The sequence below is a fragment of the Cupriavidus sp. SK-4 genome (assembly GCF_000611125.1).
GTDB classification, from domain to species: domain Bacteria; phylum Pseudomonadota; class Gammaproteobacteria; order Burkholderiales; family Burkholderiaceae; genus Cupriavidus; species Cupriavidus necator.
This window is the reverse complement of the sequence record NZ_JFJW01000055.1, coordinates 109,806-136,169: the sequence shown is the minus strand read 5'-3', so window position 1 is coordinate 136,169 and position 26,364 is coordinate 109,806. Positions and strand designations below refer to the sequence as shown.

Here is a 26,364-nt window from a genome sequence, read left to right as displayed (position 1 = left end):
CGTTCGGCGTGACGTTGCGTCTCGCTCGCGCATGCCTGTAGGTCGGACACTAAAAGGTCAGAGACAAAAAAGCGGCAAGATCGTTGCCGCTTTTTTGTTGGGCGCTCGGATTTCCCGCCGGGCGTGGCGTGCGCCGCCGCGCTATCCGTACCAGGAACAATGACGATCAAAATCGCTATCGACTGCATGGGCGGCGATCACGGAGTCTCCGTGACGGTGCCTGCGGCGATCAGTTTTCTTTCCCGCCACGACGACGCCGAGATGGTGCTGGTCGGCTTGCCCGACCCCATCCGGACGCAGCTGAAGAAGCTGCACGCGCTGGACCATCCGCGCGTGACTATCGTCGAGGCCACCGAGGTCATCACCATGGATGACCCGGTCGAGGTGGCGCTGCGCAAGAAGAGGGACTCCTCGATGCGCGTCGCCGTCACGCAGGTCAAGGAAGGCCTGGCCGGTGCCTGCATCTCCGCCGGCAATACCGGCGCGCTGATGGCGGTGTCGCGCTATGTGCTCAAGACGCTCGAAGGCATCGAGCGGCCGGCCATCGCCACCACCATCCCGAACGAGCAAGGCTGGGGCACCACCGTGCTGGACCTGGGCGCCAATGCCGACTGCGAGCCCGAGCACCTGCTGCAGTTCGCGCGCATGGCCGAAGCCATGGTGGCCGTGGTCGACCACAAGGAACACCCCACGGTGGGTCTGCTGAACATCGGCGAGGAAGTCATCAAGGGCAATGAGGTGGTCAAGCGTGCGGGTGAACTGCTGCGCGCCTCGGAGCTGAACTTCTACGGCAACGTGGAAGGCAACGACATCTTCAAGGGCACTACCGACATCGTGGTCTGCGACGGCTTTGTCGGCAACGTGGCACTCAAGAGCACCGAGGGCCTGGCCAAGATGATCGGCAGTATGATTAAGGAAGAATTCACCCGCTCGTGGTTCACCAAGCTGCTGGCCGCGGTCGCCATGCCGGTGCTGTCGCGCCTGGCCAGGCGGCTCGACCCGGCGCGCTATAACGGCGCCTCGCTGCTTGGGCTGCGCGGGCTGGTGATCAAGAGCCACGGCTCGGCCGATGCCCATTCTTTTGAGTGGGCCATCAAACGCGGGTATGATGCCGCCAAGAATGGCGTGATCGCCCGCATTACCCGGGCTTTTGCCGATAAATCCAGCGCCGCAGGCGCTGCACAGCCCGCCCCGGAGACAGAGGTGCCTGGCGCGCATCCCAGCCCCCACGTCGCCTGAGCGCCACGCGCGCCGGTCGAGGGTGCCTGCGGGCCATACGATCCGACAATACATGACCAAGTACGCAAAAATCATCGGTACCGGGAGCTACCTGCCTCCGCGGCGCGTGACCAACCATGACCTGACCGCGCAGCTTGCCGAAAAGGGCATCGAGACCAGCGACGACTGGATCGTCTCGCGCAGCGGCATTTCGGCACGCCACTGGGCCGAGCCGGATGTGACCAGCAGCGATCTCGCGGTCAAGGCTGCCGAGCAGGCCATCGAAGCCGCCGGCATCGACCGCCAGAGCATCGACCTGATCATCGTCGCTACCTCGACGCCGGACTTCGTGTTCCCCAGCACGGCCTGCATCGTGCAGGAAAAGCTGGGTATCACCAACCAGTGCCCGGCCTTCGACCTGCAGGCGGTGTGCTCGGGCTTCGTGTACGCGCTGGCTACTGCCGACAAGTTCATCCGCAGCGGCTCGCACCGCAACGTGCTGGTGATCGGCACCGAGGTGTTCTCGCGCATCCTGGACTTCAACGACCGCACCACCTGCGTGCTGTTCGGCGACGGTGCCGGCGCCGTGGTGCTGTCGGCGTCAGAGGAGCCGGGGATCCTGTCCACCGCGATGCACTCGGACGGCAAGCATGTCGATATCCTGTGCGTGCCGGGCAACGTCGCCGGCGGCAACATCACCGGCAACCCGTTCCTGCACATGGACGGCCAGGCGGTGTTCAAGCTGGCCGTGAACGTGCTGGACAAGGTCGCGCGCGAAGCCATGGAGGCTGCCTGCGTGACGCCGGACCAGATCGACTGGCTGATCCCGCACCAGGCCAATATCCGCATCATGCAGGGCACTGCGAAGAAGCTGGGCCTGCCGGCGGAGCGCATGGTCGCCACCGTGCATGAGCACGGCAACACCTCGGCCGCGTCGATCCCGCTGGCGCTGGACGTCGCGGTGCGCGACGGCCGCATCCGCCCGGGCCAGACCGTGCTGATGGAAGGCGTGGGCGGCGGCTTCACCTGGGGCGCGGTGCTGCTGCGCATGTGATTCGCGGCCGGCGCCATGGCATGCCGCGCATGCAGGACATGCCGCGGCGCCGGCCCCCCGTTTCTTGTTAGGGTTCCAATCCGATGAAATTCGCTTTCGTATTTCCCGGCCAGGGTTCGCAGTCGGTCGGCATGCTCAATGCCTTCGCCGATAATGCCGTGGTGCGCGCCACCGTGGAAGAAGCCTCGGCCGCGCTCGGCCAGGACCTCGGCCGCCTGATCGCCGAAGGTCCCGCCGAAGAACTGAACCTGACCACCAACACGCAGCCGGTGATGCTGACCGCCGCCGTGGCGGTCTACCGTGCCTGGCTGGACGCCGGTGGCCCGGCGCCGGCGCTGGTTGCCGGCCACAGCCTGGGCGAGTACTCGGCGCTGGTGGCCGCGGGCGTGATCCCGTTTGCCGATGCGGTGCCGCTGGTGCGCTTCCGCGCGCAAGCCATGCAGGAAGCCGTTCCGGTGGGCGAGGGCGCCATGGCCGCGATCCTGGGCCTGTCCGATGACGACGTGCGCGCCGCTTGCGCCGAGGCATCGGCCGCCGGCGTGGTCGAAGCCGTGAATTTCAACGCGCCGTCGCAGGTGGTGATTGCCGGCCACAAGGCCGCAGTCGAGAAGGCCTGCGAAATCGCCAAGGGCAAGGGCGCCAAGCGCGCGCTGCCGCTGCCGGTGTCGGCGCCGTTCCACTCGTCGCTGCTCAAGCCCGCTTCGGACCGCCTGCGCGAGCGCATGGCCGGCCTGGCTTTCTCGGCGCCGTCGATCCCGCTGGTGAACAACGTCGACGTCGCCATCGTCAATGATCCGGATGCGATCAAGGACGCCCTGGTGCGCCAGGCCGCCGCGCCGGTGCGCTGGGTCGAGTGCGTGCAGAAGATGGCCGCCGAGGGCATCACGCACGTGATCGAATGCGGCCCCGGCAAGGTGCTGGCCGGCATGACCAAGCGCATCGACGGCAGCCTGACCGGCGGCGCGATCTTCGATCCGGCCTCGCTGCAAGACACGCTGGCACTGCTGAAGTAAGCAAGAGGACATCCGCATGACCAAACTTCTCGACAACCAGGTTGCGCTGGTCACCGGCGCCTCGCGCGGCATCGGCCGCGCCATCGCGCTGGAACTGGCCCGCCAGGGCGCCACCGTGATCGGCACCGCCACCAGCGAAGCCGGCGCGGCCGGCATCACCGGTTACCTCGGCGCCGACGGCCTGAAGGGCAAGGGCGCCGTGCTCAACGTCAATGACGCGGCCGCTTGCGACGCGCTCATCGACGAGATCGTCAAGACCCACGGCGGCATCGGCGTGCTGGTCAACAATGCCGGCATCACGCAGGACCAGCTGGCGATGCGCATGAAGGACGAGGACTGGCTGGCCGTGATCCAGACCAACCTGACTTCGGTGTTCCGCCTGTCGCGCGCGGTGCTGCGCCCGATGATGAAGGCCCGCCAGGGCCGCATCATCAATATCACTTCGGTGGTGGGCTCGGTCGGCAACCCCGGCCAGATGAACTACTCTGCTGCCAAGGCGGGCGTGGCGGGCATGACCCGCTCGCTGGCCGCGGAAATCGGCAGCCGCAACGTGACCGTGAACTGTGTCGCGCCGGGCTTTATCGACACCGACATGACCAAGGCGCTGTCCGAAGAGCAGCATGCTTCGCTCAAGACGCAGATTCCGCTGGGTCGCCTTGGCCAGCCGGAGGATATCGCCAACGCGGTGGCCTTCCTGGCTGGTCCGCAAGCCGCTTACATTACCGGCACTACTCTACATGTGAACGGCGGGATGTACATGAATTAATGGGTTTTTGGCTGGCCGGTTTCGGGGAAGAAGCCCGAAGAAGCCGCCTGAAGTAGTAGTTTTCCGAACCAAACGGGCGCGATTCTTGCAAAGGTTGGCAGGCGGCATTTCTGTCGCCTCAAACCTGCTAAAATGCGCCCACTTTTTGTCGAACTTCCCTGGAGGGTTACATGGACAATATCGAACAACGCGTCAAGAAAATCGTGGCAGAACAGCTTGGCGTGGCCGAGGCAGACATCAAGAACGAATCGTCGTTCGTGAACGATCTCGGTGCAGACTCGCTGGACACGGTTGAACTCGTGATGGCGTTGGAAGATGAATTCGGCATGGAAATTCCTGATGAGGAAGCCGAAAAGATCACGACCGTGCAACAGGCTATCGACTACGCCACCGCGCACGTCAAGGCCTAAGCCCGTCGTCTCTGCATTCCGAGCCACAGAAGGCAGGTGGGCGGGCCGTTGCGGCCGCGCCTTGCTGTTTTCTGTGGCTTTCGTCTGTTTGAAGAAGCAGAATGGAATGTGCTTCGCCGCGCGGCCCGCAAGGCCGGCGGCGGGTTGATCTCCGTTCCGTTCCCGTTTCACGCACCCGTAGGAAAACATAGTGAGCCGTCGTCGCGTCGTCGTCACTGGGCTTGGCCTTGTGTCTCCGGTCGGAAACACGGTTGCCGAAGGCTGGGCCAACCTGGTTGCCGGCAAGTCCGGCATCGCCACCATCACCAAATTCGATCACTCCGCGCTTTCCGTGCACTTTGCCGGTGAAGTGAAGGGTTTCAATGCCGAGGACTACATCCCCGCCAAGGAAGCCCGCGCGATGGATACCTTTATCCATTTCGGCATTGCAGCCGGCACGCAGGCGCTGAAGGACAGCGGCCTGGAAGTGACCGACGCCAATGCCGAGCGCATCGGCGTGCTGGTCGGCTCGGGCATCGGCGGCCTGCCGTTGATCGAAGAGACCCACGCCGTGCTGACCGAGCGTGGTCCGCGCCGGATTTCGCCGTTCTTCGTGCCGGGCTCGATCATCAACATGATCGCGGGCCACCTGTCGATCATCCACGGCATCAAGGGCCCGAACCTGGCTGCCGTGACGGCTTGCACGACCGGCCTGCACAGCATTGGCCTGGCCGCCCGCCTGATCCAGGCCGGCGATGCCGACGCCATGCTGGCGGGCGGCGCCGAGTCGACCGTGTCGCCGCTGGGCATCGGCGGTTTCGCCGCTGCGCGTGCACTGTCGACGCGCAATGACGATCCGGCGGCCGCTTCGCGTCCGTGGGACAAGGACCGCGACGGCTTCGTGCTGGGCGAAGGCGCGGGGGTGATGATGCTGGAGGAGTACGAGTCGGCCAAGGCGCGCGGCGCGCGCATCTACGCCGAACTGATCGGCTTTGGCATGAGCGGCGACGCCTACCACATGACCGCGCCGAACATGGACGGCCCGCGCCGTTGCATGGTCAATGCGCTCAAGGACGCCGGCATCAATACGGACCAGGTGCACTACCTGAACGCCCACGGCACGTCCACGCCGCTGGGCGACAAGAACGAATCCGATGCGATCAAGGCCGCATTCGGCGAGCAGGCCTACAAGATGGTGGTGAACTCGACCAAGTCGATGACCGGCCATCTGCTGGGCGGCGCCGGCGGCCTGGAATCGGTCTTCACCGTGCTGGCGCTGCACAACCAGGTGTCACCGCCGACGATCAACCTCGACAACCAGGATCCCGAGTGCGACCTGGACTACGTGGCCAACACGGCGCGCGAGATGAAGATCGACGTCGCGGTGAAGAACAACTTCGGTTTCGGCGGCACCAACGGCACGCTTGTTTTCCGCCGCGCCTGATCCGTGGTTGAGGCGGGCCCTTCGCGGGCTGCGCCAGGGCAGGGTCTACCCGTTGCGGTGGGCCCTGCTCGTGTTTTGTGCCGGCGAAACGCTGGCGCTCGCGCTGCTGGTGCGGACGCTGGCCGATGTAGTAGCCGGCAGTCAGGCTGGATTCCATTGGGGGCATGCCGCCATGGCGCCGGGACTCGCGCTTGCCGCCACGGCGACGGTGCGTGCCTGGCCGGCGTGGTGGCGCGGCCTGCGCTGGCGCTGCACGGCGGTGCTGCACGCGCCCGACGGCAAGGGGCCATTGCGGATCCGCCTGCAAGGGCCGGGCGGTGCCCGGCACGAGGCTGTGGTCCGACAATGCTGGCCGGCCGGCGGCGCCGCTGTCGTGCGCCTGGTCCCCGGAGCGCCCGGGATGCCGGGCGCCATCTTTCTTCCCTGGCAGGCGGGTTCGCCCGAGATGGCGCGGCGGTTGCAACGCGCCGCCAGAGTTGCACTGCGGGTGCAACCTGATATGCCGGCAGGGGAACGATTTTGTTAGCTTACGGTCACAGGATGCGCGTTGCTTCACCGGGCGGGCTTAGAATCGTAGGTAAAATACAACGTTTGTCGTGACGACCAAACCAAGAGATACACTGCAGGTGAGCCATACGTGAGCGAACGCGAAGCCGATCAGCTCCTAGTTGAACGCGTCCAGCAGGGCGACAAGCGGGCCTTTGAACTTCTGGTGACCAAATACCATCGGAAGATCATTCGCCTGATTTCGCGCCTGGTCAGGGACCCCGCTGAGGTTGAGGATGTGGCGCAGGATGCCTTTATCAAGGCATACCGCGCCTTGCCTCAGTTCCGCGGGGAGTCGGCCTTCTATACGTGGCTGTACCGGATCGCCGTCAACACGGCTAAGAACTACCTTGCCACCCAGGGCCGCCGCCCGGAAGCGTCCAGCGATATCGATGCAGAAGAGGCTGAAACTTTTGCGGACGGTGAGCAACTAAGGGATATCAATACGCCGGAATCGATGCTCCACACGCGCCAGGTCGCCGAGACGGTGAACCGCGCCATGGAGGCCCTTCCGGAGGAATTGCGGACCGCCATCACGCTGCGCGAGATCGAGGGTCTCAGCTATGAGGAGATCGCCGAAGCGATGGGATGTCCGATCGGCACGGTGCGTTCGCGGATCTTCCGGGCGCGCGAGGCGATTGCCGAGAAATTGCGTCCGCTGCTGGGAACGGCAGAGGGCAAGCGGTGGTAGTAGTCGGGTAGTCGAGAAGAATGTCGTGCGGCCAGCTTTGCAGCGTATTCCTGCATCGATAAGCGACAGAAGTGACGGGATTATCGGTGTTCAATGGAATGTCTTGGGGTGGGAAATGGGTCAGGCTCATAAGCAGTCGGTTCATGTAGTGGAAGCAGCGGAGCAGATCTCCGTATTGATGGATGGCGAACTGGCGCCGCACGAAGTCGATGCCGTGCTGGGCCTCGCGAAAAGCGATGCCGGCATGTCCGACTGGACCACTTACCAGCTGATCGGCGACACGCTGCGTTCGGAAGACCTGACGCACGCGGGTTCCACCACTGCTTTCCTCTCTCGTTTCTCCGCGCGACTGGAAGCCGAGCCGCACGTGCTGGTGCCGGCAGTGGCGCAGGCCAGCGCCCGCCACCGCCTGCTGGTCAGGCCGTCGTGGGTGCGCCGCGTGATGCCGGGCACCGCGATCGCTGCCGCCGTGGCAGCGGTCAGCTGGGTGGTCGTGCCGCAGATGCGCGGCCCCGCCACGCTGGCCACGCCCGATGCCGTGGTGGCGCGCGCCGACCAGCCCGCGGCCGGCCCGGCCTCTGGCATCGTTACCGTGGCGGCGGAAAATCCCCAGATGATCCGCGACCCGCGCCTGGACGAATACCTGCGTGCCCATCGCACGTCGGTGGCAACGGATGCGTTCGTGCCCACCATGCGCACGGTTGCCAACGGTGCAAACTTCACTCAGGAAAATACGCAGGAATAATGCCGGACATGCATAAAGGAGGGTCGCCCGCCTATGTAGCGGGCGCGCAGAAAATCAGGGCCCTGCGTAGGTCCTTTTTTCTGGCCTTGTGTCTGAGCGCTGCCGCGGCCACCGCACAGCCTTCAGACAGTACGCTGAACCGACGCGACGCCACCGCCTGGCTCAACAAGATCCACAAAGCCGCACAGCGCGAGAACTATGTCGGCACGCTGATCTACCAGCGCGGCAGCGTCATGCACGCCTCGCGTATCCAGCATTACAGCGATCTCGTCCACAACGAGTATGAACGCCTGGAAACGCTCGACGGCAAGCCGCGCGAGGTGCTGCGTCAGAATGACGTGGTGCACAGCCTGATCCCCGAAGCCAAGCTGGTGGTGGTGGAGAAGCAGGAAGCCAAGGACCGCTTCCCGGCGCTGCTCGCCACCAACAAGAACGACGTGCTGGACCTGTACGACATGCGCAAGATGCCCGCCGAGCGGGTGGCAGGCATGGAGTGCGAAGTTTTCGCGCTGGAGCCGCACGATGCCGCGCGTTATGCGGTGCGCCTGTGGGCGGAGAAGAACTCCGGCCTGCTGATGCGCGCGCAGACCATCGGCGACGGCGGCAAGGTGCTGGAGCAGGTCGCGTTCTCGCAGGTGCAGATCGGGGTGCCGTCCGAAAAGCAGCGTATCCTCGGTGCGATCAAGAGTTCCAGCAGCTGGAATCGCTATGAGGTGACCTACCAGCCGACCAATATCGCCGACGAGGGCTGGTCGATTGCGGTGCCGCTCAAGGGCTTCCAGAAGATCCGCGAAGTGCGCCGGCCGCTCGGCGAGCTGCGCGCGCCCGCGCCGGGCAACGGGCGCGGCCAGGTCTTCGAAGTGCTGCAGGTGGTCTACAGCGACGGGCTGACCGGCCTGTCGGTCTTCATTGAGCCGGTTTCCGAGCAACGCGTGCGCCGCGAGGGCGTGGCCGCGCTCGGCGCGACCCAGGTCGTGGTGCGCCGGATTGCCGATTTCTGGATTACCGTGGTGGGCGAGGTGCCGGCGAGCACCGTGCGGCAGTTTGCGACGGCCGTGGAATACCGCCCGCCCAAGGCGGTACACTGAGCTTGACGCAGGTGCAGCCGACGCCGCCGGACTCTGTCCCGGCGCCGGCTCCACGAAACCTGCGCAGGGGTCCCCACCACGGGATCACATCCAGACGGTTTTTCTTCTATTCGCTGAATCCCGGGAGTTGTCGATGATGTTCAGATCTCCAGCCCTGGCGCGGGCCGTGGTCATGGCTGCCATGATGCTGCTCGGCCCGACTGTTGCCGAAGTCAGCCATGCCCAGGCTGCCGCCTCCAACTACAACCTGCCCGATTTCACCGACCTGGTGGAAAAGGCCAGCCCGGCCGTGGTCAATATCCGCACCACCGAACTCGTGCGCCAGCGCGGTGCGCCCGGCGGTGATGACGAGATGGCGGAATTCTTCCGGCGCTTCTTCGGCGTGCCGATGCCCGGTGCCCCGGCGCCCGGCGCCCCCCGCCGCGGCCAGCCGCCGCAGCAGGAAGAGCAGAGCCGCGGCGTGGGTTCGGGCTTCATCATCAGCCAGGACGGCTACGTGATGACCAACGCGCACGTGGTGGCCGACGCCGAAACCATCTATGTGACGCTGCCCGACAAGCGCGAATTCAAGGCCAAGCTGATCGGCTCGGACAAGCGCACCGACGTGGCGCTGCTCAAGGTCGAGGCCAGCGGCCTACCGCGCCTGCCGCTGGGCGATTCCAACAAGGTCCGCGCCGGCGAATGGGTGCTGGCGATCGGCTCGCCGTTCGGGCTGGACAACAGCGTGACCGCCGGCATCGTCTCGGCCAAGGGCCGCGACACGGGCGACTACCTGCCGTTCATCCAGACCGACGTGGCGGTCAACCCCGGCAATTCCGGCGGCCCGCTGATCAACCTGCGCGGCGAGGTGATCGGCATCAACTCTCAGATCTACAGCCGCAGCGGCGGCTACATGGGCATCTCGTTCGCGATCCCGATCGACGAGGCGATGCGCGTGTCGGAGCAGCTCAAGAGCTCCGGGCGCGTGACGCGCGGGCGCATCGCCGTGGCGATCGGCGACGTCACCAAGGAGGTGGCCGACTCGCTGGGCCTGGGCCGTGCGCGCGGCGCGCTGGTCGGCAGCGTCGAGCCGGGCGGTCCTGCCGAGAAGGCGGGCATCGAGGCCGGCGACATCATCCTCAAGTTCAACGGCCGCGATATCGAGCGGGCCTCGGACCTGCCGCGCATGGTGGGCGAGACTAAGCCGGGCACGCGCGTGCCGCTGCAGTTGTGGCGCAAGGGCGCGGTCCGCGACGTCACCATCACCGTCACCGAGCTGGAGCCGGACGGCAAGGCGAAGGCCCGCAGCGGCGCAACGCCCAAGGACGATAGCGCGGCACAGGCCGGCAAGCCCAACGCGCTGGGCCTGGTGGTCAACGACCTGCCCGAGGCGCGCCTGAAGGAGCTCAAGCTCAAGTCAGGCGTCGAGGTGGAAGTGGCCGACGGCCCGGCGCTGCGTGCCGGCATCCGTCCGGGCGACATCATCCTGCGCCTGGGCGATACGGACGTGACCAACGCCCGCCAGTTCAACGAGCTGGTGCGCAGCCTGGACAAGAACCGGATTGCCGCGGTGTTCGTGCGGCGCGGCGACGCCACCCAGGTGCTGACGCTGCGTCCGGGCGCCACGTCCAGCCGCTGATCCGCCCTGACCGGTATGCCCGCGCTGACGCTGTACGGCCGGGCGTACTGCCACCTTTGCGAAGACATGAAGGTCGCGCTGGAGCCGCTCCGGCGCGATTTTTCTTTCACCCTGCATGAGGTGGATGTCGATGCCGATGCGAGTCTGGAAGACCGCTTTGGCGAACTGGTGCCGGTGCTGATGCCGGGCACCCCAGCAGACTTGCAAGGCAGCGCCGTGGAGCTTTGCCACTACTTCCTCGACGAAGCGGCCGTAAGGGTGTGGCTTGCCGCACATGGTGGCGCGCACACCACCCGCTGATCCCCGCCGGTAACCGCTGCCAACCGCGCCACGCCGCCATTTGACGACCCGGAAGTCATTGAAAATCCGGTAAAATTGCGGATTGGCGCAAAAATTGCACCCCCCGAACCTGCGGTACGCCCGCGCCCGCCTTGCGGCGCGCGGCGCCGGGCCGCTCAACCGCTTGTTGCCGCCCGGGCCCTCACGCCGGCGCTCCCCTGAACACTAGATGGACCATATCCGTAATTTTTCGATCATTGCCCATATCGACCATGGGAAGTCCACCCTGGCCGACCGGATCATTCAGCTTTGTGGAGGGCTGTCGGATCGGGAGATGGAAGCGCAGGTCCTCGATTCGATGGATATCGAAAAGGAGCGCGGCATCACCATCAAGGCGCAGACCGCTGCGCTCAGCTACAAGGCGCGCGACGGCCAGGTCTACAACCTGAACCTGATCGACACCCCGGGACACGTCGACTTCAGCTATGAAGTGAGCCGCTCGCTGTCCGCCTGCGAAGGCGCGCTGCTGGTGGTCGACGCCTCGCAGGGCGTTGAGGCGCAGACCGTGGCCAACTGCTACACCGCGATCGAACTGGGCGTGGAAGTGGTGCCGGTGCTCAACAAGATCGACCTGCCGCAGGCCGACCCCGATAACGCGATCCAGGAGATCGAGGACGTGATCGGCATCGATGCGCAGGACGCCACGCCGTGCTCGGCCAAGACCGGGCAGGGCGTGCAGGACGTGATCGAGGCGCTGATCGCCAAGGTGCCGCCGCCCAAGGGCGACGCCGACGCGCCGCTGCAGGCGCTGATCATCGACTCGTGGTTCGACAACTACGTTGGCGTGGTGATGCTGGTGCGCGTGGTCAACGGCACCCTGCGTCCCAAGGACAAGGTATTGCTGATGGCCAACGGCTCGCAGCACCTGGTCGAGCAGGTGGGCGTGTTCACGCCGAAGTCGATCCCCCGCGATGCGCTGACGGCGGGCGAGGTTGGCTTCATCATCGCCGGCATCAAGGAGCTGAAGGCGGCCAAGGTCGGCGACACCATTACCACTGTGCAACGCAAGGCCGAGGCGCCGCTGCCGGGCTTCAAGGAAGTCAAGCCGCAGGTGTTCGCTGGCCTGTATCCGGTGGAGGCCAACCAGTACGAGGCGCTGCGCGAGTCATTGGAAAAGCTGCGGCTCAACGATGCCTCGCTGATGTTCGAGCCGGAAGTGTCGCAGGCGCTGGGCTTCGGCTTCCGCTGCGGCTTCCTCGGCCTGCTGCACATGGAGATCGTGCAGGAGCGCCTGGAGCGCGAGTTCGACATGGACCTGATCACCACCGCGCCGACGGTGGTGTACCAGGTCGAGATGCGCGATGGCACCGTGATCACCGTGGAAAATCCGGCGAAGATGCCGGACCCGAGCAAGATCGAGGCGATCCTGGAACCGATCGTCACCGTCAACCTGTATATGCCGCAGGAATATGTCGGCTCGGTGATTACGCTGTGCACGCAGAAGCGCGGCTCGCAAATTAACATGAGCTACCACGGCAAGCAGGTGCAGCTGACCTACGAAATCCCGATGGCGGAAATCGTGATGGACTTCTTCGACCGCCTGAAGTCGGTGTCGCGCGGCTATGCGTCGATGGACTACGAGTTCAAGGAATATCGCCCGTCGGACGTGGTCAAGGTCGACATCCTGATCAACAGCGACAAGGTCGATGCGCTGTCGGTGATCGTGCACCGTTCGAACTCGCAATACCGCGGCCGCGAGGTCGCGGCCAAGATGCGCGAGATCATTCCGCGCCAGATGTATGACGTGGCGATCCAGGCCGCCATCGGCGCGAATATCATTGCGCGCGAAAACGTCAAGGCGCTGCGCAAGAATGTGCTGGCCAAGTGCTACGGCGGCGATATCACGCGCAAGAAGAAGCTGCTGGAAAAGCAGAAGGCCGGCAAGAAGCGGATGAAGCAGGTCGGTACGGTCGAAATCCCGCAGGAGGCTTTCCTGGCCATCCTGCAGGTGGACGACAAGTAAGAAGGCGCCGCGAGCAGGGCAGTGCCACGCGCGGCGGCTTGCCGCCGTGGTGAAAGAACAGGCTGTACCAGGATTTCAAAAAACCAGAAGCCGTCATGAATTTTGCACTGATCCTTTTTGTGCTGGTGGTGATTACGGGCGTCGCGTGGGTTGCGGACAAGCTCGTGTTCGAGCGGCAGCGCCGCTCTTCGGCGCGGCTGGCGCTGGCCGAGTTCGATTCGCGCCAGGCCGACCTGCAGGGCCGCTTCGGCGCGGCGGAAGCTGACGCCACGCGCAAGCGCCTGGCCGAGGAAAAGCTGCGCCAGCCGTGGTGGCTGGAATATTCGGCCAGTTTCTTCCCGGTGATCCTGGCGGTGTTCGTGCTGCGCTCGTTCGTGGTCGAGCCGTTCAAGATCCCGTCCGGCTCGATGATCCCGACGTTGCTGATCGGCGACTTCATCCTGGTCAACAAGTACGAGTACGGCATCCGCCTGCCGGTGGTGAACAAGAAGGTCATGGACATGGGCGAGCCGCAGCGCGGCGACGTCATGGTGTTCCGCTACCCGAAGGATCCGTCGCTCGACTACATCAAGCGCGTGATCGGCGTGCCGGGCGACGTGGTGCAGTATGCCAACAAGCGCCTGACTATCAACGGCAAGCCGGCCGAGTACGCCGCGCTGCCGGATTTCCTGGACGAGGAGCGCCTGGCGTATTCCAGGCATTTCCGCGAAAAGCTGCCAGGCAGCGTCGATCATGGCATCCTGAACGACGCCGACCGCCCGGCGTTTATCGCTGGGGCGGACCCGGATTTCCCGTACCGGGAAAACTGCACTTACAATCAGCAGGGCGTGACCTGCAAGGTACCTGCAGGTCACTATTTCGTCATGGGTGACAACCGGGACAACAGCCTGGATTCCCGTTACTGGGGGTTCGTGCCGGACGAGAATATCGTCGGCAAGGCCTTTGTGATCTGGATGAACCTGGGCAATTTCGGACGCGTGGGAACGTTTAAATAAGAATCCCCGCGGCGCAAGAACACTCAACGCAAAACGAGGACAAGCGCATCATGGGTCAACTTGGGAAGGTGGGGGGCAGGAATCCGGTACGACGCCGGGCAGGCATGGGCGGGTTTTCCGTCTGGACGCTGCTGGTGATCGTGGTGTTCGTGATCGGGGTGGCCTTGCCGGCCCTGCGCGCGATCCCGAGCCTGGTGGAGTATTTTTCGGTCAAGCGCGCCGCCAGCTATGCCAAGCAGCGCGCCGCCAACAAGCGCGAAGTGGTCGATTTTTTTGAAAAACAGGCAGCCATCGACCGGATTACCGCAGTCAAGGCCGAGGACCTCCTGATCCGGGAAGACGAGAACGGCACCATCCAGTCGGTCGATTTCTCGTACCGGACCGAGGTGCCCGTCTACGGACCCCTGAGCCTACTGATTACCTATTCAGGAACGCAGCACTGATATGAACCTCGACGCCTTGCAGCAACGACTCGGCTACCGATTCAGCAAGCCCGAATTGCTGCAACAGGCGCTGACGCACCGCAGCCACAGCGCCCAGCACAACGAACGCCTTGAATTCCTGGGCGATTCGGTGCTCAACTGCGCCGTGGCCGACATGCTCTATGGCATGTTCGGCAAGCTCGACGAGGGTGACCTGTCGCGCGTGCGGGCCAACCTGGTAAAGCAGCAGGCCCTGTATGAGATCGCCCAGATGCTGCAGCTGTCCGACACGCTGCGCCTGGGCGAGGGCGAACTCAAGAGCGGAGGCTTCCGCCGTCCGTCCATCCTCGCCGATGCGCTTGAAGCCATCGTCGGCGCGGTGTTCCTCGACGCCGGCTTCGACGCCGCCCGGGCGCTGATCCGCAAGCTCTATATCCCGATCCTGGAGCAGGTCGATCCGCGCACGCTGGGCAAGGACGCCAAGACCCTGCTGCAGGAATACCTGCAGGGCCACAAGATCGCCCTGCCGCAATATAACGTAATCGCCACACACGGGGCCGCGCACAGCCAGCAGTTTGAAGTCGAGTGCACGGTGCCTAAACTGGAAGTCCGGGTGTTCGGCACCGGCGCCTCGCGGCGCGCCGCCGAGCAGGCCGCCGCCAAGCTGGCGCTGGATGAAGTCCAGAAGCTGGTGCCGCAGCTGCTCAAGCGCAGCCGCGCCGAGCGCACCGGCAAGACCCGCAAGCAACCCGTGCCGCAAGACCCACAGCTGTCTCTCAGGTTGAAGGAATGACCGAATCTACCCATCCGCAGCAAGACGCGGCGGATACCCCGGCCGCGGCGTTCCGCTGCGGCACCGTGGCCATCGTCGGCCGCCCCAACGTGGGCAAGTCCACGCTGATGAACGCGCTGGTCGGCCAGAAGATCAGCATCACCTCGCGCAAGGCGCAGACCACGCGGCACCGCATCGTCGGCATCCAGACCACGGATGACGCGCAGTATGTGTTCGTCGACACGCCGGGCTTCCAGACCCGCCACGCCAGCGCGCTGAACCGTTCGCTGAACCGCGCGGTCACGTCCACGCTGTCGTCGGTGGACCTGGTCCTGTTCGTGGTCGAGGCCGGCTACTACGGCGCCGACGACGAGAAGGTGCTGTCGCTGCTGCCGAAGAACACGCCGGTGCTGCTGGTCGCCAACAAGCTGGACCGCGTCAACGGCGAGAACCGCTTGGAAGTGATGATGCCCTTCCTGGAAAAGATGGGGCAGCAGTTCCCGTTCCGCGAAGTGGTGCCGATGACGGCCAAGACCCACGACCATATCGCGCGCCTGTTCGAGATCATCCGGCCCTACCTGCCGGAAGGCGAGCCGATGTACGACGCCGACGCCATGACCGACCGCAGCGAGCGCTTCCTGGCCTCGGAGATCATCCGCGAGAAGGTGTTCCGCTGGACCGGCGACGAGCTGCCGTACACCAGCACCGTGATCATCGACAAGTTCGAGACCGAAGGCCGCCTGCGCCGCGTCTTTGCCACCATCCTGGTCGAGCGCGACGCGCACAAGGCCATGATCATCGGCAACAAGGGCGCCAAGCTCAAGCAGATCTCCACCGAGGCGCGCCTGGACATGGAAAAGCTGTTCGACGGCAAGGTCTACCTGGAAATGTGGATCAAGGTGAAGAGCGGCTGGGCCGACAACGAAGCAGGGCTGCGCGCGTACGGCTACGAGTGAGCACAACAGCGAGCGACCAGTGAGCAAGACGGCTGACATCGCGCGCGCGCCGGCGCCGGCGCCACGGTCCCGCCGCGCCGACCCGGTGGTCGACGAGGCCGCCGAACTGCTCGACAGCAAGGCGCTGCCGGGCATGGCCGACGCGGCCGCGCGCGCGATGATGGACCGCGCCATGCGCATCGTGCCGGCGCGGCCCGAGTCGCGCGTGGCCGAGCAGCCCGGCTTCGTGCTGCACGCCTGGCCGTATCGCGAAACCAGCCTGATCCTGGACCTGTTCACGCGCGACTACGGCCGCATCTCGATGGTGGCCAAGGGCGCCAAGCGCCCGCACTCGGCGCTGCGCGCGGTGTTGCAGCATTTCCACCCGGTCTCGGTGTCATGGAGTGGCCGCGGTGAGGTCAAGACCCTGACCAAGGCCGAGTGGGTCGGCGGCATGCCGCCGCTGGACGGCGACGCGCTGCTGTCTGCGTTCTACCTGAACGAGCTGCTGATGCGCTTCTGCCCGCGCGAGGACGCGCATCCGGCCCTGTTCCGCCATTACCTGACGACGCTGACGCGGCTGGCGCACGGCGAGCAAGCGGGGCTGGTGCTGCGCAGCTTTGAACGCGTGCTGCTGCAGGAAACCGGCTTCGCGGTTGCCTTTGACCAGTGCCTGAGCACCGGCGAGCGGGTCCAGCCGGGCCTGGACTATGTCTACCAGCCAGAGCGCGGCGTGCGCCGCGCGCAGCCGAGCGACCCGTCGTCATGGCCGGTGGTGACTGGCCAGACGCTGCTGGACATGGCGCAGGACGACTACAGCCGCGCGCAGACCGCCGCGCAAAGCCGCGCGCTGATGCGGTTCCTGCTGCATTATTATCTGCAAGGCGCGCCGCTGAAGACGCGCCAGATACTGATCGACCTGCAGTATCTCTGACAGACTCAAGAACCATCCGACTTACTCTTGCACCTGCTCGCATGATCTTCCACGCAAATCCGGGCGTCATTGACCTTGGCGTCAACATCGACCACGTCGCCACGCTGCGCAACGCGCGCGGCACCGTGTACCCCGATCCCATCCGTGCCGCGCTGCTGGCGGAACAGGCCGGCGCCGACCTGATCACGCTGCACCTGCGCGAAGACCGCCGCCATATCCGCGATGCCGACGTGCGCGCGCTGCGCCCGCAACTGGCCACGCGCATGAACCTGGAATGCGCGATCACGCAGGAGATGCTCGACATCGCCTGCGAGATCCGCCCGCAGGACGTGTGCCTGGTGCCGGAGCGCCGCGAGGAAGTGACCACCGAGGGCGGGCTGGATGTGGCCGGGCGTTTCGAGCAGGTCAAGGCGGCGTGCGCGCAGCTGGCCGGCGCCGGCATCCGAGTGTCGCTGTTCATCGATCCCGACGCCGACCAGATCGCTGCGGCGGCCGCGTGCGGCGCGCCGGTGATCGAACTGCATACCGGCCGCTATGCCGATGCGCATACGCCCGACGAGCAGGCGCTCGAGTTCCGCCGCATCGCCGATGGCGTCGATGCCGGCCAGAAGCATGGCCTGGTGGTCAACGCCGGCCACGGCCTGCACTACACCAATGTGCAGCCGATCGCCGCGCTGCCCGGCATCAAGGAGCTGAACATCGGCCACGCGATCGTGGCGCATGCGGTGTTCGCTGGCTGGGAGAACGCGGTGCGCGAGATGAAGGCCATCATGGTCGCCGCGCGCCTGGGCACGCGCTATCCTGCCGCGGGCGCCCCGGCGTGATCTACGGCGTCGGCACCGACATCATCCAGATCGCCCGCGTGCAGGGCGTGATGGAACGCACCAATGGCCGTTTCGCCGAGAAGGTGCTGGGCCCCGATGAGCTGGCCAAGTACCACGCCCGCAAGGCGCGTTCCGAAAAGCGCGGGCTGGCCTTCCTGTCGACGCGCTTCGCTGCCAAGGAGGCGTTCTCCAAGGCCATCGGCCTGGGCATGCGCTGGCCAATGACGTGGCGCGCGATGGAGCTGATGAACCTGCCGTCCGGCGAACCCACGCCGGTGTGCCATGGCGAGCTGGCCGCATGGATGGCGGAACGCGGGCTCACCGTGCGGGTCAGTGTCAGTGACGAGCACGACTTTGCCGTCGCCTTCGCCATTGCCGAGCGTGCGGGCGGGGCGGCTTCCCAACCTACAGCCTTGTGAATCCAACAACTTCCATGTCCAAGAAGAACTCCGGCAAGCGGCCGGGCCCGGTGGTCCTCGACGTCGTCGGCAAGCAGCTCGACGCGGAGGACGCGCGCCGCATCGCGCATCCGCTGACCGGCGGCGTGATCCTGTTCGCGCGCAATTTCGAGTCGCGCGCGCAACTGCAGGCGCTGACGCGCGCGATCCGCGCGGTGCGCGACGACGTGCTGATCTGCATCGACCATGAAGGCGGGCGCGTGCAGCGCTGCAAGACCGACGGCTTCACCCACCTGCCGGCGATGCACCGCCTGGGCGAGCTGTGGGAGCGCGACGTGCTGGCCGCGACCAAGGCGGCAGTCGCCTGCGGCTACGTGCTGGCCGCCGAGCTGCGCGCCTGCGACATCGACCTGAGCTTCACCCCGGTGCTGGACCTGGACTACGGCCGCAGCGCCGTGATCGGCGACCGCGCTTTCCACGCCGATCCGCGCGTGGTGTCGATGCTGGCCGGCCACCTGAACCACGGCCTGCTGCTGGCCGGCATGAGCAATTGCGGCAAGCACTTCCCCGGCCACGGCTATGTCGAGGCCGATTCGCACGTGGCGATCCCGGTCGACGAGCGCTCGCTGGACGAGATCCTGGAGCAGGATGCGCGCCCGTATGAGTGGATGGGGCTGTCGCTGTCGTCGGTGATGCCGGCGCACGTGATTTACCCCAAGGTCGACCCGAACCCGGCCGGCTTCTCGCGCTACTGGCTGCAGGACGTGCTGCGCGCCCAGCTGGGTTTCGAGGGCGTGATCTTCAGCGACGACCTCAGCATGGAAGGCGCCAGCGTCGCCGGCAATGTCACCGAGGCCGCACGCGCCGCGCTGACCGCGGGCTGCGACATGGTGCTGATCTGCAACCACCCGGAGCGCGCCGACCAGTTGCTGACCGAGCTGGACGTGGGCATCGACAAGACCTCGCAGCGCCGCATCCGCAAGCTGTTCGCGCGCAGGAAGCCGCTGGACTGGAACAAGCTGCACCAGGAAGGCGAGTACCGCGCCGCGCTGCGCACGCTGAAAGAGCACGACCTGATCGCCTGAACGGGGTCTCGTGCAGAAACAAAAATGGCAGCCGAGGCTGCCATTTTTGTTGACCGGCCCCGCGCTGAAGCGGGGCGAAGTCAGCGCCTTAGTTGGCGCGGCTGCGGTATTCGCCGGTGCGGGTGTCGATTTCGATCTTGTCGCCGATGTTGCAGAACAGCGGCACTTGCAGCTCGAAGCCGGTGTTGATCTTGGCGCCCTTGAGCACCTTGCCCGACGAGGTGTCGCCCTTGACGGCCGGCTCGGTGTAGACGATTTCACGGACCAGCGTGGTCGGCATTTCAACCGAGATGGCCTTGTCGTTGTAGAACACCACTTCCACGGTCATGCCGTCTTCGAGGTAGTTCAGCGAGTCGCCCATGCTGTCCTGCTCGACTTCGTACTGGTTGTAGTCGGTGTCCATGAACACGTACATCGGGTCAGCGAAGTACGAGTAGGTGCATTCGCGGCGCTCGAGCACCACGACTTCGAACTTGTCGTCGGCCTTGAACACCGACTCGCCCGGTGCGTCCGTCAGCAGGTTCTTGTACTTCATCTTGACCACAGCGGCGTTGCGGCCCGACTTGTTGTATTCGGCCTTCTGCACGACCATCGGATCGCCGCCGATCATGAACACGTTACCGACGCGGAGTTCCTGTGCGATTTTCATCTGAACTGTTTTCCTGAAATAGAAAGTAGGAATTTGGAATGGCGAAGGCGCGCTGCCGGCATCACCTGCGGTGAGCCTGTGAGCCCCAACGAGAGGCGTTCACGCGCTCGCGACCCCGTGCTCAGCTTGCATTCAGGTCTTCGCCCAGTGTCGGTCTGACGCCTGGGAAAGGCCCTGGTTCTCCGGCCCGGTCGCCATTTGAATCAACCGATCATTTTACCCGATTTTCGCAAAACGCCACCAGGTTGGCGGCAAGATCGCCGGGATGCTGCATGCGCCGCTCCCAGCGCGGTGCGATTGCGGCAAGTGCCGGCAGGTGCGCACGCAGGCGCGGCCAGTCCACGGCGTTGCCGTAGCCGTTCCAGGCGTGCCAGAAGTCCGTCAGCGCGGCCGCTGCTTCCGGCGCCACGCCGCCCTGGCCGAACAGGTCGAGCCAGGCGTCCAGCTTGACCCGGTGCGCGGCATCGTCCTGCGGGTAGATATGCCACACCAGCGGCCGCGCCGCCCACTGCGCGCGCACGAAGGAATCCTCGCCGCGCACGAAATTCAGGTCGCAGGCCCACAGCAGTTCGTCAAAGTGCTCCTGGCGGACGAAAGGGATCAGCTGCACGCACAGGCTGCCGCGTTCCACCGGGTCGCCAATCCGCAGCGGGGCGCCCAGCCATTCGGCGACCTGGTCCGCGGCCAGGCCGGCGGGCACCAGGCAATGGACCGCCTCGGCGGCATCGCGCCATTGTTCCAGCAGCGCGGGCAGGGCCGGGTTGCGGTAGGCAAACAGGCTCACGCGCAGCGCATCGGGCCGCGGTGTCACGCTCAACCGGTGCCACAAGGCCGCCTGGGTGGCAGTGCCGCCGACGAAGGCGGCGCGCTGCGCGCCCAGCATCGTTTCCCGCAGCAGGCCGCCGGTGCCTGGCTCGAAGCCGGGGAAGAAGAAATGCTTCACCAACGGCAGCCGCGGATGGGGCGAGGGCATCGCATGGTGCTCCCGTACCCACGGCTCGGCGCTCAGGTATTCCAGGTTGATCCAGGCGGGTTTGGGGTCCCGCGCGGCCATGCGGGCCAGGAAGGCTTGCGGCACATCACAGGCGAAGGCTTCGATGACGGCATCGTGTGGCTCGACCCCGGCGGTGTCATCCACGCCGCTGTCGCCACCCGGCCGCCACGGACGAATTTCCACGCCCGCCAGGCGCTGCACGGTGGCGCCGGTATCGAGTTCCGGCGCCAGCCGCGCGAAGCTGGCCAGGTCATCGACCCACAGCCGCACCGCGTGCCCATGCTCCTGTGCGAGCTGGCGCGCCAGCCGCCAGCAGACGCCGATGTCGCCGAAGTTGTCGATCACGGTGCAGAAGATGTCCCAGGAGCGGATAGGCATGACGGGTGAGGGGCGCGCGGGCGGGGCGCGCGCTGAATTGCTCTAAACTTGCGATTTTAGAGGCCATGCCGTTTTGATGCGCGCAGGCCGTGTAGCGGTCACCGTCCCCAATGTCCGACCAGCAACCCGATTCCCCGAAACCCGCCGACGAAGTTCCGGCCACAACGCCGCCCGAAACGCCGGCCGCCCGGCCAGCCGAGGTGACTGCCGAGGCGGCTGCTGAAGCGCCGCCGGAGCCGTTCGACCCGCGCCCGGTCATTTCCCGCCTGCCCGGCCTGCCGGGCGTGTACCGCTATTTCGATACGGCCGGCAATGTGCTGTACGTGGGCAAGGCGCGCGACCTGAAGAAGCGGGTGTCGAGCTATTTCAACAAGACCCAGCTGTCGCCGCGCATTGCGATGATGGTGGCGCGCATTGCCCGCATCGATACCACCGTGGTGCGCACCGAGGCCGAGGCGCTGCTGCTCGAGAACAACCTGATCAAGGCGCTGGCGCCGCGCTACAACATCCTGTTCCGCGACGACAAGTCGTACCCGTTCCTGAAGCTGACCGGGCACCGCTTCCCGCGCATGGCGTACTACCGCGGCGCCACCGACCGCAAGCACCAGTACTTCGGGCCGTTCCCTAGCGCCTATGCGGTGCGCGAGAGCATGCAGATCCTGCAGAAGGTGTTCCAGCTGCGCACCTGCGAGGACAGCGTCTTCAACAACCGCACGCGGCCGTGCCTGCTGCACCAGATCCATCGCTGCACCGGGCCGTGCGTCAACGCCATCAGCGAAGAAGACTATGCGCGCGATGTCGCCAACGCGGCGCGCTTCCTGCAAGGCCGCCAGACCGAGGTGCTGGAAGGCCTGCAGGGCAAGATGGAACAGCATGCCGAGCGGCTGGAGTTCGAGCAGGCCGCGGCCGTGCGCGACCAGATCGCGGCGCTGTCGACCGTGCTCAAGCGCCAGGCGGTGGAAGAGGTGGGCGGGCAGGCGCGCGACATCGACGTGCTGGCCGTGGCCGTGGAGGGCGGGCGTGCCTGCGTCAACCTGGCCATGGTGCGCGGCAGCCGCCATCTGGGCGACAAGGCCTACTTCCCGGCCCATGCCGACGAAGCGGCGATGATCGTCGAGGATGCCGATGAGCGCGCCGGGGAGCGCGAGGATGGGGCGGACAGCGCCGCGGCGCTGCCGCTGACCGTCGACCGCATCGCCACGCGGGTGCTGTCGGCCTTCATGGTGCAGCATTACCTGGAGCAGCCGGCGCCGCCTATCATCGTCGTCAGCCATGCGCCGGACGATGCCACGGTGCTCGAGGCGCTGACGCTGCACGCCGGGCGCAAGGTCACGTTGGTGCGCCAGCCGCAGGGCCAGCGCAAGGTCTGGCTGGAGATGGCGCAGCAGGGCGCGGCGCTGGCGCTGTCGCGCCGGCTGGCCGAGCAGGGCAGCCAGGAGGCGCGCACGCGCGCGCTGGCCGAGACCATCGGGCTGGACCTGGAAGATCTGGCGCTGCTGCGCGTGGAATGCTTCGACATCAGCCATACCGCCGGCGAGGCCACCCAGGCATCGTGCGTGGTGTACCACCACCACGACATGCAGAACAGCGAATACCGCCGCTACAACATCCAGGACATCATCCCCGGCGATGACTACGCGGCCATGCGCCAGGTGCTGACGCGGCGCTACCAGAAGCTGGTCGAGCAGATCCAGGAAGACGGCGGCATGGAGGCCGGCAGTGAAGCCGCGGCGCAGGTGCCGCAGATCGTGCTGATCGACGGCGGCAAGGGCCAGGTCGAGGTGGCGCGGCAAGTGTTCGAAGAGCTTGGGCTGGATATCGGGCTGCTGGTCGGCGTGGCCAAGGGCGAGGGCCGCAAGGTCGGCCTGGAGACACTGGTGTTCGCCGATGGCCGCCCCTCGCTGGAACTGGGGCAGGGCAGCGCCGCGCTGATGCTGGTGGCGCAGATCCGCGACGAGGCGCACCGTTTTGCCATCACCGGCATGCGCGCGCGCCGTGCCAAGACGCGCACCACCTCGCGCCTGGAAGAGATCGAGGGCATCGGCGCGCGCCGGCGCCAGAAGCTGCTGACCCGCTTTGGCGGGCTGCGCGGCGTGATGGCCGCCAGCATCGATGAGCTGGCCAGCGTCGAGGGCATTTCACGCGGCCTGGCCGAAGAGATCTACCGGCAGTTGCACTGAGCGCGCGGGGCCGCGGGGTGGGAAATTGGCCAGTGATGGTCGATTGGTCCGGAAATCGGCGACAATCGCAAGATTGGTTACCGTCCCCCGCCGCCCGAGTTCCATGCCCTTCAATTTCCCGATCCTGCTGACCTGGCTTCGCGTCGCCATGATTCCCCTGGTGGTTGGCGTGTTCTACCTGCCCGACGCGTGGCTGCCGATGCACGCCAAGAACCTGACGGCGGCGTCGTTCTTCATCATTGCCGCGGTCACGGACTGGCTGGACGGGTTCCTTGCGCGGCGCTGGAACCAGACCTCGTCGTTCGGGGCCTTCCTGGATCCGGTCGCCGACAAACTGATGGTGACGGCGGCGCTGCTTTCGCTGCTGGCACTGGGCCGGGTCACGGACCTGATCGCGCTGGTGATCATCGGGCGCGAGATCACCATTTCGGCGCTGCGTGAATGGATGGCGCAGATCGGGGCCTCCAAGAGCGTGGCGGTGAACTTCCTCGGCAAGCTCAAGACCACGGTGCAGATGGTGGCGATCCCGCTGCTGCTGTACAGCGACCGCCTGCTCGGCTTCGATGCCCACTTGCTCGGCACGTGGATGATCTACGTGGCGGCGGTGCTGACGCTGTGGTCGATGTTCTATTACATGAAGCTTGCCTGGCCGCAGATCCGCGAGCGCAGCGGGATGGTGGCGCGCGCCGGCGCGCAGAAGTGAAAAGAATTTTTGAAAAGGTGTTGACGACGAGGGCAGTTCTTTGCATAATCTCATTCTCGTTGCTGACGACGCAAACGAAAGCAGCGAGATAAGGTTGGTTTGGCGCAAGATGTTGTGAGATAACAGCGTGTTGCGGCATAAAACACCTTAGTTGGATTTCGGCAGTGCCCCTGCGGGAGTAGCTCAGTTGGTAGAGCGCAACCTTGCCAAGGTTGAGGTCGCGAGTTCGAGACTCGTCTCCCGCTCCAGGTTAAAGAAGGTCCGGCAGCGTGCTTGCGCGATGCGGGGCTGGCAGTAAAAAGTTGTATGCGGGAGTAGCTCAGTTGGTAGAGCGCAACCTTGCCAAGGTTGAGGTCGCGAGTTCGAGACTCGTCTCCCGCTCCAATCCCCAAAGGGAAGCACCGCTTCCCTTTTTGTTTGGGTTGAATCGCCGCAAGACATTGCCGGAAGCTGCGCTCCGGCAGCATCGGCTGAATGCGGATACAATCCAGCAGCACGTCACCTGGCGGGGTGGCAGAGTGGTTATGCAGCGGCCTGCAAAGCCGTGTACGCCGGTTCGATTCCGACCTCCGCCTCCAGTTGCATGCAGAACGGCGCCTCGCGGCGCCGTTTTTGTTTTCCGGGCCAGTTCCCTGCCTCGCCTTCAGTCAAGCAGGCGCCGGATCGTCCGCCATCTCCGCGCCTCGGGCACGTGGCGGGCATGTTACATTACTCCTGTCGTACGCTTTTCGGGGGGCTCCGCGTGATGGATAGCGGGGCCGCATGTCAATCGCCATCCCCGATCCGTGACGCGCCGCCGGCGTGTCCGGGGCCGCTGCGGCACTTCCCGTTCTTCCCCGTTCCGATGCTGCTGCCAATTGTTGCGGCGACTTCCCCGCGCTGACCGCTGGTGCGCGCCGGATGCGCTGTCGCGGTTGCCAGGGCCGGGAGCGGGTTAGCCGTTCAGCCCCTGACACGAGGAATCCCGCGCGCATGCATCACGCCACCCCGCTTATCAGTACCATCGTCGGCGGTATCGTCCTGGCCTTTATCCTTGGCGCCATCGCCAGCCGGCTGCGCCTGCCGCCGTTGATCGGCTACCTGTGCGCGGGCATCGTGGTCGGTCCGCACACGCCCGGCTATACCGCCGACCAGGCCCTGGCGCCGGAGTTGGCCGAGCTTGGCGTGATCCTGCTGATGTTCGGGGTGGGGCTGCACTTTTCGATCAAGGACCTGATGGCGGTCAAGCGCATTGCCATTCCGGGGGCGGTGGTGCAGATCGGCATCGCCACGCTGATGGGCATGCTGGTGGCCTGGGGCTTCGGCTGGTCATGGGGGCAGGGGCTGGTGTACGGACTGGCGCTGTCGGTGGCGAGCACCGTGGTGCTGCTAAAGGCCTTGCAGGAGCGTGACCTGGTGGAGTCGCCGCAGGGCCGCATCGCGGTCGGCTGGCTGATCGTGGAAGACCTGGCGATGGTGCTGGCCCTGGTGCTGCTGCCGGCCATGGCAGGCCTGCTGGCGGGCGCCGGCGAAACATCGGGCGAGGCCGCGCCGGCCACCGGTGACGTGGTGCTCGCGATCTTCGCAACGCTGGGCAAGGTGGCCGCTTTCGTCGCGGTGATGCTGGTGATCGGCCGGCGCTTTATCCCGTGGATGCTGGAGCGCATCGTCTGGACCGGCAACCGCGAGATGTTCCGCCTGGGTGTGCTGGCGACGGCGCTGGGCGTGGCCTACGGCGCCTATGCGCTCTTTGGCGTGTCGTTCGCGCTGGGTGCGTTCTTTGCCGGCATGGTGCTGGCGGAGTCCGAGTTCAGCCATCGTGCGGCCGAAGAGTCGCTGCCGCTGCGCGATGCCTTCGCCGTGCTTTTCTTCGTATCCGTGGGCATGCTGTTCGACCCGATGGTGCTGGTCAACGACCCGTGGGGCGTGCTGGCGACGGTGTTTATCATCGTGGTGGGCAAGTCGCTGGCGGCGCTGGGCATAGTGCGTGCCTTCGGGCATTCCGGGCAGACCGGCATGACTATTGCCGTGAGCCTGGCGCAGATCGGCGAGTTCTCGTTCATTCTCGCCAGCCTCGGCGTCTACCTGAAGATCCTGCCCGAGCGCGGCCAGGCGCTGATCCTGGCCGGGGCGCTGCTGTCGATCATGCTCAATCCGGTGCTGTTCCACCTGCTCGACCTGTACACGGCGCGGCGCAATCGCAGCGCGGATCCGCAGCCGGCATGACCGTAGCCTGGGTTCG

26 protein-coding genes and 3 tRNA genes are annotated in these 26,364 nt (G+C 65.7%); 27 read left to right on the top strand and 2 right to left on the bottom strand.

Features of this window, described 5'->3' with window-relative positions; all coding sequences use genetic code 11:
- The first annotated feature begins 159 nt into the window (after positions 1-159).
- The 21 genes from plsX to nagZ all read left to right on the top strand — a co-directional run bounded on the left by plsX (position 160) and on the right by nagZ (position 19,239).
- Positions 160-1,239: a phosphate acyltransferase PlsX gene (gene plsX / locus CF68_RS10950; protein ID WP_035818382.1), complete on the top strand. Its 1,080-nt coding sequence runs from the start codon at positions 160-162 to the stop codon at positions 1,237-1,239.
- A gap of 52 nt (positions 1,240-1,291) precedes the next feature.
- On the top strand, positions 1,292-2,272 hold the full coding sequence (locus CF68_RS10945; protein WP_035818379.1) for a beta-ketoacyl-ACP synthase III: 981 nt from the start codon (positions 1,292-1,294) through the stop codon (positions 2,270-2,272).
- An 83-nt stretch (positions 2,273-2,355) separates the two neighbouring features.
- Entirely contained in the window at positions 2,356-3,285 is a 930-nt protein-coding gene (fabD, locus tag CF68_RS10940; RefSeq protein WP_035818376.1) for an ACP S-malonyltransferase, read from the top strand.
- A gap of 16 nt (positions 3,286-3,301) precedes the next feature.
- Positions 3,302-4,051 (top strand): 3-oxoacyl-ACP reductase FabG, encoded by a 750-nt coding sequence (gene fabG / locus CF68_RS10935; protein WP_035818374.1) that lies wholly within the window; start codon positions 3,302-3,304, stop codon positions 4,049-4,051.
- Between the two features lie 170 nt (positions 4,052-4,221).
- Positions 4,222-4,461 carry an acyl carrier protein gene (gene acpP / locus CF68_RS10930; protein ID WP_008644813.1) on the top strand — a complete coding sequence of 80 codons (240 nt, stop codon included), beginning with the start codon at positions 4,222-4,224 and terminating at the stop codon, positions 4,459-4,461.
- 190 nt (positions 4,462-4,651) lie between these two features.
- Positions 4,652-5,884, top strand: a complete 1,233-nt coding sequence (fabF, locus tag CF68_RS10925) for a beta-ketoacyl-ACP synthase II (protein WP_013957369.1) — start codon at positions 4,652-4,654, stop codon at positions 5,882-5,884.
- Positions 5,865-6,410 (top strand): hypothetical protein, encoded by a 546-nt coding sequence (locus CF68_RS10920; RefSeq protein WP_235205733.1) that lies wholly within the window; start codon positions 5,865-5,867, stop codon positions 6,408-6,410. Before fabF ends, CF68_RS10920 begins: the two co-directional genes overlap by 20 nt.
- 111 nt (positions 6,411-6,521) lie before the next feature.
- A complete protein-coding gene (gene rpoE / locus CF68_RS10915) occupies positions 6,522-7,121 on the top strand; it encodes an RNA polymerase sigma factor RpoE (protein WP_010814682.1) in 600 nt (199 codons plus the stop codon).
- 115 nt (positions 7,122-7,236) lie between these two features.
- Positions 7,237-7,866 carry a sigma-E factor negative regulatory protein gene (locus CF68_RS10910; RefSeq protein WP_035818372.1) on the top strand — a complete coding sequence of 210 codons (630 nt, stop codon included), beginning with the start codon at positions 7,237-7,239 and terminating at the stop codon, positions 7,864-7,866.
- An 8-nt stretch (positions 7,867-7,874) separates the two neighbouring features.
- Positions 7,875-8,954 (top strand): MucB/RseB C-terminal domain-containing protein, encoded by a 1,080-nt coding sequence (locus CF68_RS10905; protein ID WP_035818508.1) that lies wholly within the window; start codon positions 7,875-7,877, stop codon positions 8,952-8,954.
- Between the two features lie 133 nt (positions 8,955-9,087).
- The gene (locus CF68_RS10900; RefSeq protein WP_035818370.1) at positions 9,088-10,572 is read left to right on the top strand and encodes a DegQ family serine endoprotease; all 1,485 of its coding nucleotides are present in this window, start codon (positions 9,088-9,090) and stop codon (positions 10,570-10,572) included.
- 15 nt (positions 10,573-10,587) lie between these two features.
- Positions 10,588-10,872: a glutaredoxin family protein gene (locus CF68_RS10895; protein WP_035818367.1), complete on the top strand. Its 285-nt coding sequence runs from the start codon at positions 10,588-10,590 to the stop codon at positions 10,870-10,872.
- Positions 10,873-11,080: 208 nt separating this feature from the next.
- Entirely contained in the window at positions 11,081-12,874 is a 1,794-nt protein-coding gene (lepA, locus tag CF68_RS10890) for a translation elongation factor 4 (RefSeq protein WP_035818364.1), read from the top strand.
- Positions 12,875-12,969: 95 nt separating this feature from the next.
- On the top strand, positions 12,970-13,869 hold the full coding sequence (gene lepB, locus CF68_RS10885; RefSeq protein WP_035818362.1) for a signal peptidase I: 900 nt from the start codon (positions 12,970-12,972) through the stop codon (positions 13,867-13,869).
- A gap of 50 nt (positions 13,870-13,919) precedes the next feature.
- The gene (locus CF68_RS10880; RefSeq protein WP_035818360.1) at positions 13,920-14,312 is read left to right on the top strand and encodes a DUF4845 domain-containing protein; all 393 of its coding nucleotides are present in this window, start codon (positions 13,920-13,922) and stop codon (positions 14,310-14,312) included.
- 1 nt (position 14,313) lies between these two features.
- On the top strand, positions 14,314-15,084 hold the full coding sequence (gene rnc / locus CF68_RS10875; protein WP_010814690.1) for a ribonuclease III: 771 nt from the start codon (positions 14,314-14,316) through the stop codon (positions 15,082-15,084).
- The gene (gene era / locus CF68_RS10870; RefSeq protein ID WP_010814691.1) at positions 15,081-16,019 is read left to right on the top strand and encodes a GTPase Era; all 939 of its coding nucleotides are present in this window, start codon (positions 15,081-15,083) and stop codon (positions 16,017-16,019) included. The genes rnc and era overlap by 4 nt, the downstream gene beginning before the upstream one ends.
- Before the next feature lie 19 nt (positions 16,020-16,038).
- Positions 16,039-16,932 (top strand): DNA repair protein RecO, encoded by an 894-nt coding sequence (gene recO / locus CF68_RS10865; RefSeq protein ID WP_013957359.1) that lies wholly within the window; start codon positions 16,039-16,041, stop codon positions 16,930-16,932.
- Positions 16,933-16,973: 41 nt separating this feature from the next.
- The gene (gene pdxJ, locus CF68_RS10860) at positions 16,974-17,756 is read left to right on the top strand and encodes a pyridoxine 5'-phosphate synthase (RefSeq protein WP_035818358.1); all 783 of its coding nucleotides are present in this window, start codon (positions 16,974-16,976) and stop codon (positions 17,754-17,756) included.
- Entirely contained in the window at positions 17,753-18,175 is a 423-nt protein-coding gene (gene acpS, locus CF68_RS10855; protein ID WP_035818356.1) for a holo-ACP synthase, read from the top strand. The genes pdxJ and acpS overlap by 4 nt, the downstream gene beginning before the upstream one ends.
- A gap of 14 nt (positions 18,176-18,189) precedes the next feature.
- Entirely contained in the window at positions 18,190-19,239 is a 1,050-nt protein-coding gene (gene nagZ, locus CF68_RS10850; RefSeq protein WP_035818353.1) for a beta-N-acetylhexosaminidase, read from the top strand.
- Between the two features lie 88 nt (positions 19,240-19,327).
- Here the strand turns inward: nagZ and efp are convergent, their stop codons facing one another.
- Entirely contained in the window at positions 19,328-19,888 is a 561-nt protein-coding gene (gene efp, locus CF68_RS10845; protein WP_022535910.1) for an elongation factor P, read from the bottom strand.
- Positions 19,889-20,099: 211 nt separating this feature from the next.
- Entirely contained in the window at positions 20,100-21,260 is a 1,161-nt protein-coding gene (gene earP, locus CF68_RS10840) for an elongation factor P maturation arginine rhamnosyltransferase EarP (protein WP_035818348.1), read from the bottom strand.
- Positions 21,261-21,370: 110 nt separating this feature from the next.
- Here earP and uvrC point away from each other — a divergent pair, with 110 nt between their 5' ends.
- The 6 genes from uvrC (at position 21,371) to CF68_RS10810 (ending at position 26,348) form a co-directional block, all read left to right on the top strand.
- Positions 21,371-23,440 (top strand): excinuclease ABC subunit UvrC, encoded by a 2,070-nt coding sequence (uvrC, locus tag CF68_RS10835; protein WP_035818346.1) that lies wholly within the window; start codon positions 21,371-21,373, stop codon positions 23,438-23,440.
- 103 nt (positions 23,441-23,543) lie between these two features.
- Complete coding sequence (pgsA, locus tag CF68_RS10830; RefSeq protein WP_013957352.1) at positions 23,544-24,143, top strand: CDP-diacylglycerol--glycerol-3-phosphate 3-phosphatidyltransferase; 600 nt, start codon at positions 23,544-23,546, stop codon at positions 24,141-24,143.
- Positions 24,144-24,315: 172 nt separating this feature from the next.
- Positions 24,316-24,391 (top strand) — tRNA-Gly (locus tag CF68_RS10825).
- Between the two features lie 60 nt (positions 24,392-24,451).
- A tRNA-Gly gene (locus tag CF68_RS10820) sits at positions 24,452-24,527 on the top strand.
- Positions 24,528-24,647: 120 nt separating this feature from the next.
- Positions 24,648-24,721: transfer RNA gene (locus tag CF68_RS10815), tRNA-Cys, on the top strand.
- A 394-nt stretch (positions 24,722-25,115) separates the two neighbouring features.
- Entirely contained in the window at positions 25,116-26,348 is a 1,233-nt protein-coding gene (locus tag CF68_RS10810; protein ID WP_084187182.1) for a cation:proton antiporter, read from the top strand.
- The last annotated feature ends 16 nt before the right edge of the window (positions 26,349-26,364 follow it).